This is a genomic window from uncultured Victivallis sp., from assembly GCA_944389935.1.
Taxonomy (GTDB): Bacteria; Verrucomicrobiota; Lentisphaeria; order Victivallales; family Victivallaceae; genus Victivallis.
In genome coordinates this window covers 38220-57038 of the sequence record CALXOE010000010.1, presented here as the reverse complement: position 1 = coordinate 57038, position 18819 = coordinate 38220, and the positions used below count along the sequence as shown (strand labels likewise).

14 protein-coding genes are annotated in these 18819 nt (G+C 59.7%); 7 read left to right on the top strand and 7 right to left on the bottom strand.

Annotation, left to right across the window (positions count from 1 at the left end; genetic code table 11):
* The first annotated feature begins 2 nt into the window (after positions 1 to 2).
* Positions 3 to 788 carry a tryptophan synthase subunit alpha gene (gene trpA / locus Q0J85_RS05005; RefSeq protein WP_294478820.1) on the top strand — a complete coding sequence of 262 codons (786 nt, stop codon included), beginning with the start codon at positions 3 to 5 and terminating at the stop codon, positions 786 to 788.
* Here the strand turns inward: trpA and xseB are convergent.
* The 3 genes from xseB to Q0J85_RS04990 all read right to left on the bottom strand — a co-directional run bounded on the left by xseB (position 785) and on the right by Q0J85_RS04990 (position 4395).
* Positions 785 to 1129, bottom strand: a complete 345-nt coding sequence (gene xseB, locus Q0J85_RS05000) for an exodeoxyribonuclease VII small subunit (protein ID WP_294478819.1) — start codon at positions 1127 to 1129, stop codon at positions 785 to 787. The genes trpA and xseB overlap by 4 nt on opposite strands.
* Before the next feature lies 1 nt (position 1130).
* Positions 1131 to 2096, bottom strand: a complete 966-nt coding sequence (locus tag Q0J85_RS04995; protein ID WP_294478818.1) for an acetylxylan esterase — start codon at positions 2094 to 2096, stop codon at positions 1131 to 1133.
* Between the two features lie 70 nt (positions 2097 to 2166).
* Positions 2167 to 4395 (bottom strand): sialate O-acetylesterase, encoded by a 2229-nt coding sequence (locus Q0J85_RS04990; protein ID WP_294478817.1) that lies wholly within the window; start codon positions 4393 to 4395, stop codon positions 2167 to 2169.
* Positions 4396 to 4621: 226 nt separating this feature from the next.
* Between Q0J85_RS04990 and Q0J85_RS04985 the strand changes: the two genes are divergently transcribed.
* Entirely contained in the window at positions 4622 to 5602 is a 981-nt protein-coding gene (locus Q0J85_RS04985; RefSeq protein ID WP_294478816.1) for a class II fructose-bisphosphate aldolase, read from the top strand.
* Between the two features lie 69 nt (positions 5603 to 5671).
* Here the strand turns inward: Q0J85_RS04985 and Q0J85_RS04980 are convergent, their stop codons facing one another.
* Both Q0J85_RS04980 and Q0J85_RS04975 read right to left on the bottom strand, forming a co-directional pair.
* Positions 5672 to 6610: a 1-phosphofructokinase family hexose kinase gene (locus Q0J85_RS04980; protein WP_294478815.1), complete on the bottom strand. Its 939-nt coding sequence runs from the start codon at positions 6608 to 6610 to the stop codon at positions 5672 to 5674.
* On the bottom strand, positions 6607 to 9000 hold the full coding sequence (locus Q0J85_RS04975; RefSeq protein WP_294478814.1) for a glycerophosphodiester phosphodiesterase family protein: 2394 nt from the start codon (positions 8998 to 9000) through the stop codon (positions 6607 to 6609). Before Q0J85_RS04975 ends, Q0J85_RS04980 begins: the two co-directional genes overlap by 4 nt.
* 204 nt (positions 9001 to 9204) lie before the next feature.
* Here Q0J85_RS04975 and Q0J85_RS04970 point away from each other — a divergent pair, with 204 nt between their 5' ends.
* From Q0J85_RS04970 to Q0J85_RS04960, 3 genes are all read left to right on the top strand, one after another.
* Positions 9205 to 9957, top strand: coding sequence for a DeoR/GlpR family DNA-binding transcription regulator (locus Q0J85_RS04970; protein WP_294478811.1), 753 nt, complete (start codon positions 9205 to 9207; stop codon positions 9955 to 9957).
* 158 nt (positions 9958 to 10115) lie between these two features.
* The gene (locus Q0J85_RS04965; protein ID WP_294478809.1) at positions 10116 to 13187 is read left to right on the top strand and encodes a hypothetical protein; all 3072 of its coding nucleotides are present in this window, start codon (positions 10116 to 10118) and stop codon (positions 13185 to 13187) included.
* A 128-nt stretch (positions 13188 to 13315) separates the two neighbouring features.
* Positions 13316 to 14896 carry a hypothetical protein gene (locus tag Q0J85_RS04960; protein ID WP_294478807.1) on the top strand — a complete coding sequence of 527 codons (1581 nt, stop codon included), beginning with the start codon at positions 13316 to 13318 and terminating at the stop codon, positions 14894 to 14896.
* Positions 14897 to 14973: 77 nt separating this feature from the next.
* Here the strand turns inward: Q0J85_RS04960 and Q0J85_RS04955 are convergent, their stop codons facing one another.
* Both Q0J85_RS04955 and Q0J85_RS04950 read right to left on the bottom strand, forming a co-directional pair.
* Positions 14974 to 15549 carry a hypothetical protein gene (locus tag Q0J85_RS04955; RefSeq protein ID WP_294478805.1) on the bottom strand — a complete coding sequence of 192 codons (576 nt, stop codon included), beginning with the start codon at positions 15547 to 15549 and terminating at the stop codon, positions 14974 to 14976.
* Entirely contained in the window at positions 15534 to 16760 is a 1227-nt protein-coding gene (locus tag Q0J85_RS04950) for a DUF1116 domain-containing protein (RefSeq protein ID WP_294478803.1), read from the bottom strand. The genes Q0J85_RS04955 and Q0J85_RS04950 overlap by 16 nt, the downstream gene beginning before the upstream one ends.
* A gap of 73 nt (positions 16761 to 16833) precedes the next feature.
* Here Q0J85_RS04950 and Q0J85_RS04945 point away from each other — a divergent pair, with 73 nt between their 5' ends.
* The gene (locus Q0J85_RS04945; RefSeq protein WP_294478801.1) at positions 16834 to 17673 is read left to right on the top strand and encodes an MBL fold metallo-hydrolase; all 840 of its coding nucleotides are present in this window, start codon (positions 16834 to 16836) and stop codon (positions 17671 to 17673) included.
* Positions 17652 to 18779: an ROK family protein gene (locus tag Q0J85_RS04940; protein ID WP_294478799.1), complete on the top strand. Its 1128-nt coding sequence runs from the start codon at positions 17652 to 17654 to the stop codon at positions 18777 to 18779. The genes Q0J85_RS04945 and Q0J85_RS04940 overlap by 22 nt, the downstream gene beginning before the upstream one ends.
* The last annotated feature ends 40 nt before the right edge of the window (positions 18780 to 18819 follow it).

Sequence of the window (18819 nt, the reverse complement as noted above, 5' to 3'; positions counted from 1 at the left end):
TCATGGAATCGCGTATCAACCTTTGCCTGAACCGTTGCCGCGCGGAAAAGCGCAGCGCGCTCGTCGTTTACGCCACCGTCGGCTGTCCCACTCCGGAGGAGAGTGAAGTTCTCATCGATCGTCTGATCGATGCCGGTGCGGACATGATCGAACTCGGTGTTCCCTTTTCCGACCCGATGGCCGACGGGCCGGTCATCCAGCGGGCCGGTCAGGTCGCATTGAAAGCCGGCACCACGCTGCCGAAAATTCTGGAGATCGCAACCCGGATCCGGGCTGCTCATCCGGAGACGCCGCTCGTGCTTTTTTCCTACTACAATGTGCTGTTCCATTACGGGCTCGACCGGCTCGGCGGAGCGCTTAAAAAAGCCGGCATCGACGGCGTGCTTGTCGTAGATCTGCCGATGGAGGAGCGAGGCGAATTCATGCCCGTCTGTGAAACGTACGGACTCGACTTCATTCCGCTCGTTTCTCCGGCGACATCGCCGGAACGCGCCGCGCGGATTGCCGAGGGGTGCGGTGGTTTCGTCTACTGCATCACGGTCCGCGGCGTCACCGGAGTACGCAGCTCGCTTCCTCCCGAACTCGCCGCGGAACTCGAAGCAGCCCGGCGGGCGTGTCGTCTCCCCGTGGCTGCCGGATTCGGCATCTCCACGCCCGAGATGGCGAAAGAGGTCTCCGCGCACGCCGATGCCGTTGTCGTCGGCAGCGCCATGGTCGGGACTCTGCTCGACCGTGGCGCGGATGAGGCCGTCGCACTGATCTCCGCCATCGCTGTCGGGCTGCGTTAGAAAGGCAGCTCCTCTGCCGCCGGCGGTTCGGCGGCGGCAGGAGGAGGCTCCGGCGCGTTCCGGACGGGGGAGGGAACATCCGACTCGAAGTCGGTCCATACGCCATCGCCGCCGTCGTCGCGGGTCAGAAGTTCGATTTTCCGCTCGAGTTTGTCGAGTTTTGCGCGGCAGGCCCGGGCGAGTTCGCTTCCGGCCTCGAAGTTCTGCATGAGTTCTTCGAGCGGAAGCCGTCCTGTCTCCATTTTGGCGACGAGGGCTTCGAGTTTTTCCAATGCCTGTTCAAACGGCATCGACTCGAGTTCCTCTTTCGAGAGCTTTTTCGTGCAATCTGATTCCGCCATTTTACTGCAGCATCTCCATCATGTATTGGAATATGAGGTCGCTGCTGCCGGGCAGCCACTCGTGGCCGAAGTCCGGGTAGAACACCTGTTCTTTCGACGAAGTGATCTTGTTGTACGCCGCAAACTGGGTCGACGGCGGGCAGACCGTATCCATGAGTCCCGTGACCATCAGAATCCGGCAGCGGATGCGCGGCGCAAGATTCTGCACATCGATGTAGCCGAGCCGCTGGAAAAACTCCTCTTCATGTGCGTGCGTCGGGTCGAACTGACGGAAATAATACTGCAGTTCTTCGTATGCCGCCTTGGCCAGATCCATGTTCCAGACCCGCCGGTAGTCCGACAGAAACGGATACACGGCACAAGCCCGGTTCAGTTCCGGAACGAGTCCGGCACAGGCGAGCGTGAGGCCGCCTCCCTGCGATCCGCCCATCGCGCCGACCCGCGTTTCGTCAACATCGTCCATCGCCATGACCAGGCGGGTCAGCCGCACCGTATCGAGATAGATATTGCGGAACAGCAGTTTCTTCGGATCGGGATCATCCACGCCGCGGATGATGTGTCCGCGCAGCGTTGTCCCGGTAACCGGCGTCACATCCTGCGAAAGTCCGCCCTGGCCGCGCACATCGAGAGACGCCACTGTGAAGCCGGCGTTGACGTAACTGAGCTTGTCGCTCCAGTCCCCGGAATTGCCGGAGTATCCGTGAAACTGCACAACCGCCGGATGTTTCCCCGCCGTTTTCACCGGACGCAGCAATTTGGCGTAAACCCGCGCTCCGCCCGTTCCTGTGAACCGCAGATCGAAGCATTCGGCGTTCGGAGCCTGGAACTTCGCCGGCGTCAGTTCCAGTTCCGGTGGCGTCGCCTCAAGTTCGGCGAGAGAGTCCGCCCAGTAACGGTCAAAATCCTCCGGGCGCGGAGAGCTGCCGAGATAGCTCTTCATTTCAGCCAATGGCATATCGATCAACATGGTGTGTCCTTTCTGATTGATTGAAAAAGAGGGGACGACTCGCCGCCGTCCCCCCGATTGATTTTTTTGTTTACTTTGTGATGTAGTCCGGTTTGTCGGTCCGGAACGGGCAGGCCGGGAAACCGTCCTTGTTGTAGAAATTCAGATTGCCCGCGTAGCTGACCCAGCCGTAGCGGACGGCCGCGGGCTCTTTGACCGACGGAGAGCTCACCACGACCTTGTCGCCGTCGATGACGGCATCGGCCCAGACGAATTTCCCGTCTTTTCCGGCAATGGCAAAGCAGTTCAGTTTCCCCTCCCTGTTGCCGGAGGCGACGAGGCCGCCGCCGACGTTGTCGAACGAGAGGATCGCTTTGTTGCCCTCGATTTTCATCGAACGGAACCAGGGGCCGGCCGAGATGATGTTCTTTCCATAGTGAATCCGCTCGGCCTCTTTGGCGAGCCGATAGCCGACCACCTGTTTGTTGGCCGGGTGGATATCGGAGTGGTCGCCCGCGTCGATGCAGACGGCCATGCCGGTGTACGGCACGCTGAGCGTGGCGGCCTGTGCCTCGCGGAAAGCTGCCCAGGTGGGATCTCCCGGCGCCCGTCCGACCCAGAAGTCATCCGGCAGCCGTTTGTCGGGCGAATGCTTCTCAAAGCCGGAGAGCTGGACGAAGAGGAACGGCAGCTTCGGGTTGTTCCAGCGGGTTCTCATATCCGAGATCAGAAGTTTCTGCAGCTCGATATAATCTTTCGGGTCGCCGGCGTTGCTCTCGCCCTGATACCAGAGTACCCCGCAGATCGGATAGACCGTCCACGGCGCAAGCATGGAGTTGTAAAGTGTCGCGGGAAAACTCGGATGGCGTTCATCGGTGGTCATGTGCGCCAGCGGATCCGGGCGGACGCCGAGGCGTTTCAGGTCGGCCGCGAACTCGAGCCGGAACCGCCATTCTCCGCCGAGGCCGATCTTCTGATCCCCGGATTGCAGGAAACGGGCCGACGGCTCGTCCTGAAGTCCGCCCGCGGAGAACATGTCGCTGACCCGGACGGCAATGACATTGCGTCCGGCCTTGACGAGATTGCCGGGAACCGTGTAGTTCCGGTCGACCGACCAGTAGTTGTCGACGTCCGTCCCGGTCGCTCCGACCTTGACGCCGTTGAAATAGGTTTCGTCGCAGTCATCGATGCCGCCGAGGGAGAGTTTGAGGGTTTTGCCTGCCCAGTTTGCGGGGAGATCAACACTCTTGCGATACCAGCCGACGCCGTCGACACCGTCCGGAAACGAGTTTTGAAGATCGGTGAGTCGCTGCCAGGAGGAGTCGTCATAATCGGGATTCTTCCAGTCGGCCGCGGCCGCCGTCTCTTTCTGATAGGTGCTGTAGAACCGTTTTTCCCAGTCGGTGAACGCCTTTTTCGCTTTGGCTGCAGCGGCTTCATATTTCGCCTGGTGTTCCGCCGAGTTCTTGAGGATGCGGTCGATTGTGAGCTGTTCGCGGGTTCTGCCGGCGCGCGCGTAAGCGTCGTAACTGATCCACGGCTGGATCGCCGTGCCGCCCCAGCTTGCGCTGATGAGGCCGATCGGCACATCGATGTCTTTCTGAAGCTGGCGGCCGAAGTAGAAAGCCACCGCGCTGAACGGTGCGGCTGTTTCCGGGGTACAGCGTTTCCAGCCCGGACCGACGACTTCGCTCTGGACGACCCCCGGAGAGACATATTTTTTCGACGTCGCGTTGTAGAGGCGGATCTCCGGATAATTCGCCTGAGCGGCTTCTTCTTTTCCGTTCTTGGTGGACCAGAAACGTCCTTTGCTGTAAACGGGCATTTCCATGTTGGACTGGCCGGTTGCAAGCCAGACGTCTCCGATCAGAACGTCTTTGAACACGACCGGTTCGCTGCCCGGTGCTCCTGTGACGCTGACCATATAGGGGCCGCCCGCCTCCATCGCCGGAAGTACCGCTTCCCAGACGCCGTTTTCACCGGCTGTCGCGAGCACGCTGTTCGGGCCGACTCCGACGAGGACCATTTTGCCGGCCGGGGCCGTTCCGCAGATCCGGATCGGGCAGCGGCGCTGCAGCACCATGTGATCGCCGTACACCTTGCGGACCGAGAATTTTTCCGCCATCGACAGAGCACGGATGGAGTCCGGTGTTCCGGGTTTTTCCTGCTCCGTGGCGGCAGCCTCGGGAGCGGTCTGCGCAGGAATCGTCACCTGAGGTTCTTCGGGAATCGGCTTCTGACACTCCTGCTTTTCCGCCACACAGCCGGAGAGCAGGAACGCCGCTGCGAATGCCGCGGACAGCGGAATCCTTTTTTCCATTCTTCAACTCCTTGATTTGTTGATTTCCGGATTGGACAAATTTCCCATATTATAATACCCGATTGGTTTTTTTTCAATCGTTCGCGAAAAAAATCGGGCGGGATTTTGATTTTACCCTGATTTTTCGAGTTCCGCGGCTTGCATTTTTCCGCAAACAAGTTAAGTTATATCCTATTGAATACCGAAATTGTTCGGTGAAATTCACAACCAGTTAAGGAGTCTTTTTATGGCGGTCAGCTACAAAGATCTCGGCCTGGTGAACACGAAGGAAATGTTCGCCAAGGCGATGAAGGGCCACTACGCGATTCCGGCGTACAACTTCAACAACATGGAACAGCTCCAGGCGATCATCCAGGCCTGCGTCGAAACCGAATCCCCGGTGATTCTGCAGGTTTCCAAGGGCGCCCGCGAGTACGCGAACCAGACCCTGCTGCGTTACCTCGCTCAGGGCGCGGTCGAATATGCCAAGGAGATTTCCGGCGGCAAGGGCATTCCGATCTGCCTGCACCTCGACCACGGTCCGGATTTCGAGACCTGCAAGAGCTGCATCGACATGGGCTTCTCCTCGGTCATGATCGACGGATCCCATCTGCCGTATGAACAGAACATCATCGAGACCCGCAAGGTCGTCGAATACGCTCACAAGTTCGACGTCACCGTCGAGGGCGAGCTCGGCGTTCTGGCCGGCATCGAGGATGATGTCAAGGCGGAAAAGCACACCTACACCCGTCCGGAAGAGGTCGAGGACTTCGTCAAACGCACCGGCGTCGACTCCCTCGCGATTGCGATCGGCACCAGCCACGGCGCCTACAAATTCAAGCCGGGCGACGATCCGAAGATCCGTCTCGACATCCTCGCCGAGATCGAAAAGCGCATCCCGGGATTCCCGATCGTGCTGCACGGCTCCTCGAGCGTTCCGCAGGATCTGGTCAAGATCATCAACGAGAACGGCGGCAAACTCAAGGACGCGATCGGCATCGGCGAAGATCAGCTCCGCGCCGCTGCGAAATCCGCGGTCTGCAAGATCAACATCGACTCCGACGGCCGTCTCGCGATGACCGCCGCGATCCGCAAGGTCTTCAACGAGAAGCCGGAGGAATTCGATCCGCGCAAGTATCTCGGCCCGGCCCGTACCGCTCTGAAAGAGCTCTACAAGCGCAAGAACATCGAAGTGCTCGGCTCTGCCGGCCATGCTTACGACAAATAAGCGATCGATCTTCAGCGATCAGAAAATCGGCTCTCTCCGGATGGAGAGGGCCGTTTTTTCTTCTGCGTTTCAGAAGGGTTCGATGAAGAGACGCGAAGCGATTGCATCGCGTGTTTCCGGATCGAACGTTCCCGCTCGCGGAATCAGACAGTTGGCATTGGCCGCCGCGAGCGCGATTCGGAACGCCTCTTTCAATGGGGTTCCGCAGAGCAGTTCCGAGAACAGTACTGCCGAACAGGTGTCGCCCGCTCCGAGCGGAGAGAGAATCGAAAGCTGCGGCTGTTTGCAGCAATATGTTTCATCCCCGACGGCGAGCCATGCGGCTTCCGGCCCCCCCGTTATGACGAAAATCGCTCCGGGCCAGCGATCCCGTGCGGCGGACAGCGCTGCGGCCGGACTCGTTCCCCCGGTCAGATTCTGAAGTTCCCGGCGGTTGATCTTCAGAATAAACTGTTCCGCAAGATCGAGAGCCGGAACTATATTGGCAGCGGCGTCTATAAGGACCGGAACTCCTTTCTCCCTGATAAGTCGGATGATGTCGCAATAGAGGTTCGGATCCGTCCCGTCCGGCAGGCTTCCGACGATGGCTGCGCCGGTCGCGTCGGCAAGACTCCGGGAAAAGGCGGCGGTCATAGCCGTTGCTTCCTCCGGCGTTACCGGGGAAGAGGGTTCGATGAGTTCCGTCATTTCTCCGGTTGTCCGGTCCAGACAGGTCAGACAGCAGCGGGTTTCGGCCGCGGTGCGGATTCGGTGAAAGCAGATCCCCTCGTCCCGTAACGCCGCTTCGTGTCGCGCGCCGTTTTCTCCGCCGCTGAATTGGAACAGCAGGGTTCGACAGCGCCCGTGACCGGCTGCGGCCCGACAGAAGTTGACGCCTTTTCCCGCGGCATAGGCGTCCAGAGATATGGCTCGATTGACCGCTCCGGGTGTCAGCCGGGGGAATGTGAGGGTTTTCTGCCAGGCCGGATTGGCGCCGAATACGAGGATTTCCGGGGAGGTCGGCATCATGCTTTCCCCCATTTCCGGATCAGCGCCGCTTCGGTCGCGATCGTGTAGCAGCCGCTCTCATCGAGGGTGGCGGCGAGTTCGGGATCGAGTTTCCCGAGGTCGGCAATCGAGGTCAAAGGCAGATCCGGGCAGTTCGGGAGAATGGCGGTTTTGCCGGGAAAACGCCCCGCCGCAACCGCTTCCAATCCCTTTTTCAGTGCATTCATCCCGCCGATCGCCGCGAGAGCGCGTTCCGGGTGAAACTCCCCGGCTGCGGCGAGACGCAAAGTTTCGGCCATATCGTCGAAACTGCTGCCGCTCGATCCGGTGTAGCGGATTCCCCGTTCGGTGATCGCGGCGAGATCGAGCAAGGCGCTCTCGCCGGTCGGAATTCCCGCGAACACATTGACCAGTGCGCCATCGCGCAGGAATCCGGCCGCTTCCTCGACCAGTGCCGCACTCGGAACAAGAATGACCGCGTCGTCGAATCCCTCCGGCGCAAAAGAGTGGAGCTCCGTTGTAAAGCGTTCCGGTTCGATGGCAGCGGGATTCAGAAATTTCAGGTCGATCCCTTTCGCCGCAGCCTGCGGGGAAAGTTGCCGCTTCAGGTGTTCGAGCCGCTCCGCATCGAGATCCGTGACGAGAATACGGGAGGGGCTCTCCGGACCGGAAATTGCCAGTTCAACGTGCATCTGCCCCATCGCTCCGGCTCCTCCGATGAACCAGGCGTTGCCGCCGGCGAGGAGGCCGGTTCGCCGCTTCCGGCGGTAAAGCGCGGAGATTTCTCCATCGGGCGCACCCTGATAGTACCGATTCCGGTAGTGAAGAGCGCCCACATCGATCCGACAGGGAAGGGACGGCGTTTTTCCGAGAAAATTGACGATGCCGTGTGCGCCCGCGAGCCCGGCCAGCGCCTCGGCCAAACCCGGATCCGTCACATTCCAGCAGACGACGTCATCGAACTCTTCTCCCGCAGGAATCGCGGTCAGCCGCGCAACCTCACGGCCGAGCTCCTTTTCCAGACTCCGGACGGTCGCTTCGGAAAGCCCGAATGCGGCGATTTCGCCGGGAGCCGAAGTGCGGAAAAGCTCCCCCGCCCGGAGTACATTGTCCGCTCCGGTGATGGTGCCGATCAATGTGCGGCCTCCCGGCCGGGGAGCGTTTCGATGCTCGATCCCGTACGACCCGCGCACACAGCTCCACGGTTCGATCAGAGCGGTGGCGACGCAGGAAAGCGTCTCCGGAAAATCGAGCAGATAACTGCGTCCTTCCCCGCGCCAGACCCGTTCGTCGATCACACCGTACTGGGCATAGGCGCCGTTCATTGCATAACCGTAGGCGCAGCTGCGGGAGTTGACGTAGATGTCGCACTGAATCAGAAATCGTTGGCCGGGAGCATAACGCAGCGGAACGGCGCTGCCGGTTTTGACGATGGTCATCACCGCCTCATGGCCCGGCGTAAGCGGATTGGCATGGAGGTCCCGGCCGTTGAGTTTCGGGTGATTTGCGCCCGCGCGAATGATTTTGATGTCGGAAAAACAGAGCCCGACCGCATCGATGCGCACCAGGATCTCCCCGGGGGCCGGCTCCGGCAGCGGCAGTCGTTCCGGCAGCAGCTGGTCGAGTCCGCTTCCATGCAGTCGCCATGCCGTGTATTCGCGCGGCAGCGGAGCGGGGCGCAATCCCGATTCCCGCAGAAGCGGCATCAAGACGTCCGCGGCGTTGGTGGTCACGGTATCGACTTCGAGATTCCGGATCGCTTCGAGATCTTCCCCGCTGTCCACCGGACAGACATCGACTTCGATTCCGCGCGCATGAAACGCATCGACCTCTTCCCGGGTGATCTCCTGCCGCCAGAGGCAGAGCCGGAAAAGCCACTCGTACGCATCCTGTTCCGGCCGCGCAAACACTTTGAGCGGGAATCCCTGCAGACGCAGTCGCGGTTCCCGTTCATGCAGTTGTTTCAGCAGATTTGCATAGAATGAGAGGATGACGACTCGATCAAGAATCCCCCTGCGCGTGATCTCCTCAAGCACGGCCAGCGCGCACCGTTCATCGTCTTCCTTGAGTTCGATCAACAGTTCAAGCGTATCGCTCATGGCGCATGCGAGATCGAGAACTTCCTCCAATACCGGTATTTGCGTTCCGACGAACGCAGCTCCTTTCCACGAGCCGAAATCGAGTTTGCGCAGTTCCGCCAGAGTCCGGTCATGAACCGGACCGCTGCCGTTGCTGCATCGTTCGAGCGTATCGTCGTGCGTCACCACCAACCGTCCGTCGCAGGTCGGATGCACGTCGAATTCAATGGCATCGACTCCGGCTTCGATGGCGGCTTTGAACGAGGGCAGGGTGTTTTCCGGGTAGCGTGACGGCATTCCCCGGTGGCCTACAACTTTGAAAAATCTCGGCATCCTTTCTCCTTTCGATTTACTGATGGATGGATTCTGCTGCGTCTTTAGTGTAGCTGTATCTGAATGGAAAACAATCGAAACCGGTCAAAATCAGAAAAAAATCTTGTAAACAATCAAAAAAAGTGATTGTTCGATCATTTTACCGCTTGCAAAATGTCGCTTTCCCGCTACAGTATCAATATGAAACGAGATCGAATCCAACGAATGATCCGGCTGTTGCGTCGGGGAGAGATTCTGAACAGTGTCGAAACCGCCCGCTGTTTCGGAGTCAGTGAAGCGACCATTCGCCGTGATTTCGAGCTCCTGGCGACGAGTGGGGAAGCGTGCCGATTTCACGGCGGGATCCGGGCCGCGGATTTCCGTGGAGATCCGGCACTTCCGATCGGTCTCCGGCAGGGGTGGCGGCGCGAAGTGAAATGCAAACTCGCCGAGGCGGTCGCGGCGGAATTGCCGCAGCGCGGATGTGTATTTATCGACGGGGGAACCACGACCGCGCAACTCGGTCATTTTCTGGCCCGCCCGGAATTGCGGATCATCACGAACTCTCTGGCTCTGTTATGGAGCTGCACCGGTTCGGGGGAACCGATGCCGTTGTTGCAGCTGACCGGCGGAGTTTACAACCGGAAGTCGGAGATTCTGACCGGGGCGGAGGCTGTTCGCACGATAGAACATTTCCATGCCGATGCGGCAGTCATTTCCGGAACTGCGCTCGACGCGGATTTCCTTTACGACAACCGGGAGGACGCGGCGGAACTTCAGCGGAAGATGGTGGAGAATTCTGATCGGCTGATTGTCGTCGCCGACTCGGCGAAACTTGGCGGAAAAGCTCTGTGCCGCAGCGTTGACGCCGGTAGAATCTCGCTTCTCATCACCGATTTTGAACCGCGGAAACATCCCGTCGTCGCCGCGTTGCGAAAACGTGGCGTGCGAGTGCTTGTACTCTCCATCCCGGAGTGAGCGCCTCCGGAGCTCCCGCTCCCAGTCAAATTTATGTTACTTTTTTTCAAAGTCAACTTGAATTATATCACTCGTGATAATATTGTAAATCATCGCGTGAAAGAGTGCAATGAAAATTGATTGTGCCGACGAATTGGCAACAGGAGCAGGAGGTTTGAATGAAGTTTTGGACGGGGATTGTTTTTTGTATCCTGATGTTCTCCCGTGTCTCGGCGGGCGCAAATGAGGGACGAGTCCTTCTGAAAGAGAGTTTCCAGTCTCCGGAAATTGCGAAACGCTGGACGTTCAGCGGACATCGCAACGGGGAGCGCTATACTTCTGCGGGGATTTCGCGGGATGGCAAACGGGCGGTTTTGATGTTGCAGGATTACGATTGGGCAGGGGATCCCGCCATTGCGTGTTCTCCGCGGTTTGAGCCGAGCGAGGCTTGGGAGCTCTCTTATGATTTCAAATTTTCCCCGCCGGGATGGGGAAAGGAAAAGAACCCGTATTCATTCCGGATTACGCTGCTTGATTCGAGCGGGGAAACCGTCGCCGAACTCGGTGGACGTTATTTGCGGACGGTTCCCGGCGGATTTCTTCCGGGAGATCTCCCCGTCCGGGATGAGACATGGTATCGTGTGAAAGCCGAGTTGATTCATACGGATCGACTGCTCGACTTGAGCGTGACCGACCTGGAATCCGGCAGAACGAGGAAAGTCGGGAACATCAGACTGCAGTCCGATCGGCCTCCCGTTCAGATCCGCTTTGAAGTAATTCCGGGGCACGATACGCACGGCGTGCTCAAGATTGCCGACCTCGCATTCGTCGATCGCGGTGCGTTGCGGACGCGGGAACGCGGACAGATCGAGATCCTGGAAAATGAGCGCATGAAATTGACGTTCCATGCCGACGGATTCACCAGTGTGGAGTTCCGGAATGACGACGGGGCGTGGCATCCGCTCGGAATGATCGGCGTTCCGGAGTTGCCCGGCCGGGCGGAACTTCCGGCGGAATTTCGCGGCGTTGCGCTCGAAGATGACAATCCTGAACTGCCGCGGATCGATTACCGTATGATCCCCACCGCAACGGACGTGAAAGGGGCGAGCAGCAAGGTGTTCGGCGTCGAGGCGCTGAATGAGAAGGGCGGGAGACTCTACCTGCTGCAGTGGACGCTTTTTCCGGAGGGAGCGCGACTGCGGATTTATCCGTCCGGAAAGGTTCCGCAGGAGTGGGGGAAAAATCTCTGCGCGGTTCCTTTCATCCCCGCTGCCGGAATCCGGGAGACGGCGCGGTTCTCACCGGAACGGTTCTATCTGCATCGAACCGGCGGCGAGCCAGAGGAAAAAATCCGCGGACAGGTCATTGAATTCGGGGGAGAGCGGGGGCACGCCGCTATCGCGGTCAGCGGGGAGAGCCCGACCTGGCCGGAATTCTGGCAGGACGGCAAACTCCGGGTGGCGGTCAATCTGGCGCGATTGCCCTGGGCTCCGGATTTTTATTCCGGGACGATTGCGTTTTCCGTCCGCCCCGATCAGGGGGCGCGCCGCCGCGAGGCCCTGGCGCGGGCAGGAGATGAACGGCTGCTCATGGAGGTCGAATCCCCGGACCCGTTCTGGTTGCTGAAAGAGCCCGGTACCTACCGCCTGCAGGCTCACGTCGGGAATTATTTCCGGAAACGGCAGCGGATCGACCTGCATTATGTGGTGCATGACTTTCACGGAAATATTCTGCGCGAGGACACCGTGTCCAACATCGTCGAAGCTGAGGCGGAGTGTTCCATCCCGATTTCCGTCGAGATCACGCGGCCGGGGCCGGTATTCTTTGATATTTTCGCTTCGCACGAATATGCCGGTGATTATCGGCGGGTCTGCGGGGGGTATCTGCCGGAATACCGTTTCCGGGCGGGAAAGATGTCGCGCATCGGGATGACCGGCTGGCGCAACAACCCGGGGCAGGTCACAGAGTCGCGGACGCCGGAGCAGGTTTTGTCGATGATGCGCAGAATCGGCGTTTCTCTGGTCCGTCAATGCTATGGATACGAGGAGCTTGCGCATTCTCTCGGCATCAGGACCTGGTATCACAACAACATCGGAGACTGGGACAATGTCCTGCGCCATGCCCGTGGAGAAAACAGCTGGCTTGCGAACCGGGAAAGCGTGAAGAAGTTTATGGCGGGCAACCTGAAGAATACCCGTGCATCCGGGTCGGAAGTGTTTGAATTCAGCAACGAATGGAATCTCTCCGGCGGAGAGAGAAAGGCGAAACTTGCGGAGGTGTACGCATTCTACGCTTCGGCGCTGCGCGAAGTCCGGGACCGGGATTTCCCGGAGATCAAGTTGACCGGGCTCTCCATCGCCAACGGCGACATGCCTTATATGCGGACTGTTTACGAAAAAGGGGCCTGGGATGATTTCGACTACCTCGCGTTCCACGCTGCCGGGATCACCCGTTCTCCGGAGAACGACGACTCCTACTGGAGTTACCTCGGGACGTTGAAAACCATTCGGGAAGCAACCCGTGAATTCGGAGACAAGCCGCTGTACATCAGTGAATTGTACAGCGCAAGCGGTCCGAATTTCGGTGTGACGAACAATCAGCGTACCACCGCCGACGACCTCTGTATCCAGATGGCTCTCGCAGTCGCCGCCGACGTGAAGAACGTCATGCTCTACATGTTCAACGACTTTGAACCGCCGCATCTGATCGGCACTCATGTGAAACAGGATCGGAAACGGGAGTGTCATTTCGGGTTGTTCCATCGCGACTGGATGCCGAAAGTTCCGCTCTGGGCTTATCAGACGGCGGCGAAATTTTTCGATCCCGGTGAATTCCTCGGCGATCTGCAATTCGAGGACCCCGATGCGCGCGGTTTGCTGTTCGACAAGGGACCCAACGGCAAATTCGCGGTACTCTGGAGTCGGAAAGACGGCCTGCGTGAACAGGAGGCCATCATCCCGCAGGGATTTCACCGCGCTCCGTGGGTCGCAACGGATGTGACGCCTCCGCGACCGCTGGCCCTGACTGCGGAAAACGGGAAATCCATTCGGGTGACCGACGTCGTGGGTGAAACGAAACTTCTGACTGCCGATCGGAACGGTATCGTCATTCTCCCGCTGACCGAATCTCCGGTCTATGTCGAAGGTGCCCGGCTGGTCCCGGTCGCAGGCGAGATTTTCCGGCTTCTCTCTCCCCGCGCGGCGGATGAGCGGGAAACTCGGAAAAAATCAGGAGAATCGAGTAGCAAGTGAAAAACTGCGCTTGACTCTTTTCCCCCTGCATGATACATTGATCCGAGGCCTGTCGCGTCAGCTGTCATGCAGATATTTTTTTGTTGCACATCGAAAGTTTTGACTGTTGGAAAGAATTGGAGACGAAGATGGAAGAAGTCCTTTTTCCGCGACTTCCTGACTTTGCCGAAGTGATCTGCGGAGATGGTTCCGAGGTGTTTGCCGCACCGAAAAACGAACAGGCGGCCGGAGGAGTGGAACTTTCATTCCGCGCGGCCGACGGCTGGCTGCAGGTGGTCGTCGCCGGCGGCCGGGCGGGTGTCCGCTTCATTCGCCTGCGCTGGAACATCGAACTGCCGGCGGAATGTCTGGTCTGCGGCGATGCCTGGGAACGGACTTATGGAGATGTGAGCTGGCGTCATCCCGATCCCGGGACGCTGATGCCGTGGTACTTTGTGGCGTTTCACGAGGGGCTTTTTCTCGGGTTCGGCGTCCGGGTGCGTCCGGCTGCATTCGCCGCCTGGCAGTGCGACCCGCGGGGGATCACCCTCTGGCTCGATCTGCGCTGCGGGACCGAGCCGCTCATGCTCGGCAGGAGAGAACTCGCCGCTGCGACGCTGACCGGAATCGCGATTCGCACGGACAAGCCCGCCACCCGGCATGTTCAGGAGTTCTGCCGGACCATGTGCGGCGACCCTCTGCTGCCGGAGTTTCCGGTCTACGGTTTCAACAACTGGTACTACGCCTACGGGAAATCCTCCTCCGCCCAGCTGAAGAAAGACGCCGACCTTCTGTCCTCGCTGACCCGGGGATTGCTGAACCGGCCGTTTCTGGTCATCGACGACGGCTGGGAACGCAATCGCGGAATGGGGCCGTGGGAACAGACGGCGGATGGTTATGCCGATCTCGGGGAGCTCGCCGCTGCGATCCGGGCCGACGGCCTGCGGCCCGGAATCTGGTTCCGGCCGCTGAAAACGGCGAACCCGCCGGAAAAGTACCGCAGTCTGCGGGATCCCATGTATCTGGATCCTTCTCTGCCGGAAGTGCTGGAATGGGTCCGGAACGATATGGCCCGTCTGGCCGGAGCCGGATATGAATTGATCAAGCATGATTTTTCGACGTTCGATATTTTCGGGCAATGGGGATTCGAGATGCGGGGATTCCCCGCTTCCGGAAACTGGACGTTCCGGAAAAATGACCGCAGTTCCGCCGAGATCGTCTTGGACTTCTACCGGGCGCTCCTCGAGGGCGCCGGAACGGCGATGATCCTCGGCTGCAACATCATAGGACATCTCGGAGCCGGGTTGGTGCATGTCGTGAGGAGCGGGGACGACACCAGCGGCCGCGTCTGGGAACGAACCCGGAAAATGGGAGTCAACACCCTCGCGTTCCGGCTCGCGCAGCATCGCACCTTTTTCGACGTCGATCCGGATTGCGTGGGCGTTACCGAATGTGTTCCGTGGCAGTTCAACCGCCAGTGGGCGCGCCTGGTCGCGGAAAGCGGCACGACGCTCTTCGCCTCGGTCCTGCCGGGAATATCGTCGGCACAGGAGCTTGAGGAGATGAGAGCTCTTTTCCGCACGGCCGCTTCCGGCGGCAGCCGGGTCGAACCGCTCGACTGGATGGAGAGTCCCGCGCCCGCCCGGTGGCTCATCGCCGACCGCGAAGAACGTTTCGACTGGTACGGCGCACAGGGGACTGAGCCGGAATGGCTCCTCCCCAGTCAGTGATCGGAGTGGTCCGGAAAAGCGGGGGAGGGGAGGACGATCCGCCGCGCCGGAAAAATCCGGCGCGGACGGAGGCAGGCTTATGCCGGATAACGCTCCCAGAGTTCCGGCGTATGGGCGGTCTCCGGAAAAACCGCACCTGCCGTGATTTCCGTCTCTCGGCCGTGGGTGTGGTTCTGCCGGATGGCGACGTAGCGCAGTCGATCTTCGCTGATTCCGACGGATCGGAGCGGAATTCTGAGTTCTGCAAGCCACAGATTCTGTTCCGACAGGATCACGGTCCGACTTTGCAGGCCGATATCGCAGATCTTCTTCGCATGGGGAATGGCGCGAAACGTGCGACAATCCGGGATGTGGAGTTCCAGCTGCGGGCCGTTCGGTGCGACTTGAACCTCGAAATAGTCCTGACGGCCTTCTTCGCCGAAGATCAGTTCAAAAGTGTCTCCGAGCTTCCACAGTTCCTGATTGTTCGCCGTGGCATCGCTGTAGATGTCGAAATCACGGAACGCACCACGTGCGACGAGGATTCCCGCCTCGACCGTGACCCGGGCGCAACCGATCTCCGGAAAGAGCGTTCCGGTCCGGAATTCCCGGAGGATCTTAATTCCCGGTTCGCAGGGAATTCCGTCCAATGCAGCGATCAGCGCCCGAAACATGAGAGTGCCTTTCCGAAACAGTCCAGCGGAGTGCGCGCGTAGCCGATGCCGATTTGTCCGCCTGTCGTGCGGGAGAGGATTCCTCCGTGCATTTTCGGGGTGATCCCGGTCTCCACGACCCGCTCCGGCAGAATCCCCGCCGGAGCGCACTCTCCGAGAGTCGGAATTGCGAAATGCGGATTCACGCCGCAGGTGACGCGGGCCATTTCCCGACACTGGGCGATGCCCTGTTCGAGGGTTTCGCCACGCATGGCGAGCAGTGCCGGTGCCGCGGCCGCAGCCATGCCGCCGACTCCCCACGCCTCGACGTTGCTCGAGTCGCCGAGCCACGGAGAGGATTCCGCCGGACCGTTTTCCGGCGAAAAGTAGTGGCCGTTGAACACCGGAGCCGGGGCGGTGAACCACTGTTCACCGGTTCCGCTTGTTTTGATTCCGAATTCGACGCCGTTGCCGCACATCGCAGTCACGAGCGTCGCGCCCGCTACACCGGAGGCGGACTTCAAAGAGGCGACTGCGGAGGCGCAGCCGACGTGGTGAACGAACCGGCGGCACGACTGCAGAAAACGCAGCAGGCGGAATTTCTCCTCCGATGCGGCGTCGATCTGGTCGACACCATTGAAGATTTTGGAAAAGAACAGGTTGTCAGTAGCGACCTGGCGCGTGTGTTCCTCGTCTCCCATCTGCAGCCCGGCGGAAAAGAGTTCGACGACGTCGATTCCGCCGATGGCGGCGAGTGCGGCGTCAAGAAGCGGCGCGTAACTCCCGGCAATCCGGTCGAGATTGGTTTTCACCTCTTCATTGTATACGCCCCAGCCGCCGAGTCCGCCGCCCTGCGCGCCCTCGATCGGAGGCGCAGTCGCGATGATTCCGGAATTCGCCTCCCGAACCACGAGAACCGCCATCGAGTACGAGGTGATTCCGCTGCCCGGTGCTCCGGAATTCCAGTCGTTGGCGGCCGCAAGTTCGATTTCCCCGTTTTCGATCATTTGTTCCGCTTCAGAGGCGGTTCGGGCCAGGCCCTCGTAAAGCGCGGCTCCAACCACCCCTTTCCGATGCGGTCCCCGCATCTTTCCGAACTCCAGTTCCGGCCCGGAGTGAAGAATCAGATTCCGTCGGAATCCCGGAATCACTTCCCCCGCCCGCCGACAGCCGATCAGTACCGGTCTGGCACTCACCAATTTCTCGAACGCGATTGAATTTTCTGTTTTCATAGAGACACCCCCTTGAATTATATCTAAAGCGATATTATTGTATATCATACTCTGAAAAATGGGAGTTGTCAAGATGAATCGGGTAAATTTTGAGAAAATTGCACCGGGGATCGGCCTGCTGAGGACTCCGTTCGGGCAGGTTTGGAGCGGGGTCTATCTCGTATGCGGGAGACAGAATCTGCTGATTGACTCCGGTGCCGACCGGACGACCGTGGATGACTGTATTTTACCGGCGCTCGAGTCGGCCGGGCTGAACGTGGACAAGATCGACTGGCTGCTCTGCACGCATACGCATGGAGATCATGTCGGCGGGCATCACCGGCTCCGGGAACTCGGCGTGAAGTGCGGTGTAATCGAGTCCGGAGCCTCCAAACTGCTGGATCCGCTGGATTGCAGCCGACGCATTCGGAACGAGTTTCCCGAGTACAGCCCTGCGCCGCCGCCGGTTCTGCAGGGCGTGGATCCCGAATGGATTTTTCAGGACGGCGACCGGATCGGCCGGCTCCGGGTCATCGCCACGCCCGGACACGACAGCGACTGCGTCTGTTACCTCGACGAAGAGAGCGGGACGCTGCTCAGCGGCGATTCGCTGCAATGGAACGGTACGACGGCTCAGGGGTGTGCCCTTTACATGGATCTGCCGGCCTATCGGAAATCGATTGAACGGCTGCGGCGGGAGCGGATCGGCAATATCGTACCCGGTCATGATTATATTGGTGGAAATTCTCTCGATGATGCACTTGAATTCATCCGTATTTATGATACTTTTATTCAATCGCACCGTGATCTGCCGATGGCGGAGATCGCGGTGCGGCTGATCGGGGAAATCGGCGGGACGGTTCCGAAGTATCTGTTTCTGCCGCTTTACACGGTCCGGGAACATCTGAAGCAATGCATTACACCAACAACGTAAAAGTACTTGACGCGATCCGGGAAATGCGCGGAGAAGCGTCGCGCAAGGAGATTGCCGCCCGTACCGGACTGGCATGGGGAACCATGTACAAAACGGTGGAGAATCTGCTGGCACGGGGACTCGTCTTTGCCAGACAGTCGAAGAGCGTCGCTCCGGGGCGGCCGACCGTGCCGCTGTGCATCAATGCCGACAGCATCGTGTATGGCGGAATCGACGTCGGTTCCGAGACGACGCGGATTCTCTTCTGCGACCTGAATTTCCGGGAGATCCACCGGGAGAAATGCCCGACGGAGCGGTTTCGCGATCCGGCCCGTTTTGTGGAATGGCTCGATGGGGTCTGCCGCAGGAGTCTCGAGGAGTTTCGCCCGGTTGCGGTCGGGCTCTCCGTTTCCGGCGTGATCGATTCCGAGCGTGGAATCATCGTTTCCGGAGGAAACTTCGGGATGAAACGCGGGACGGATCTGCCGGTGGCGGAGATCGCCGCCCGGTTCGGGGTGCCGGTTTTCGCCGTGACCACGCAGGTCGGTGTCGCCGCGGCGGAGTACCATTTCGGCCGGAATCGCGGATGCGGGAATCTCGTAACAGTCGGTCTCGGAGTCGGAATCGGATCGGGGGCGGTTGTGAATCATCATTTGCTCATCAGCCATCCTCAACGGCCGGTCGGCTATATCGGCCACATCCTGATTCCCGGGAACAATCGGTTGTGCAGCTGCGGTTTCCGCGGATGTCTCGAGGCGTTTTCCGGTGGCCATTATCTCGCGGCCATCGCCGCGGAGCGGTTTCCCGGACGGCCGGAACTTCATGATGCGGCGGCTCTCGACCGGTTCGCCGCCGCGGGCGATGCGGATGCCGCCGGAATGATGATCCAGGCCGCGCAGTACAATGCCGCCGGAATTGCGGCGATGATTCAGCTCTATTCTCCGGAGGCGTTGATCTTCACGGGGGGGCAGAGCCGGCCGGACGGATTTCTTTACAATGAAACCCTCCGGCAGCTTCAGTCTCTTCTGCCGCCGGAACGGAGCAACTGCTCGATCGGTATCACCTCTCTGGGGGAATTCGGGTCGGCGCTCGGCGCGGCGAGACTCGCTTATGAACAGTTTGTCTGATCTTTTTTTCTTTTATTATATCTATTTCGATAAAACAGGA